Origin of the sequence: Streptomyces sp. AB3(2024) (assembly GCF_041862025.1) — a bacterium.
Classification (GTDB): Bacteria; Actinomycetota; Actinomycetes; order Streptomycetales; family Streptomycetaceae; genus Streptomyces.
In genome coordinates this window covers 1-228 of sequence record NZ_JBGWAB010000410.1, presented here as the reverse complement: position 1 = coordinate 228, position 228 = coordinate 1, and the positions used below count along the sequence as shown (strand labels likewise).

Below are 228 nucleotides of genomic sequence, written 5' to 3'. Positions count from 1 at the left end.
CTTGTAGCCCTCGGCGTTGCGGTCGATGACCGCGGTCGCGCCCATGGCCCGGCAGATGTCGGCCTTCTCGGGGGAGGAGACGACGCAGATCGGGTTGGCGCCGCCGGCCAGCGCGAACTGGGTGGCGTAGGAGCCGAGGCCGCCGCTGGCGCCCCAGATCAGGACGTTGTCGCCCTGCTTCATCCCGGCGCCGTTGCGGGAGACCAGCTGGCGGTACGCGGTCGAGTT

1 protein-coding gene is annotated in these 228 nt (G+C 71.5%); it reads right to left on the bottom strand.

Annotation, left to right across the window (positions count from 1 at the left end):
• The coding region (locus tag ACEPPI_RS41000) for a zinc-binding dehydrogenase (protein ID WP_373920312.1) at positions 1 to 228 on the bottom strand (228 nt) is incomplete at both ends.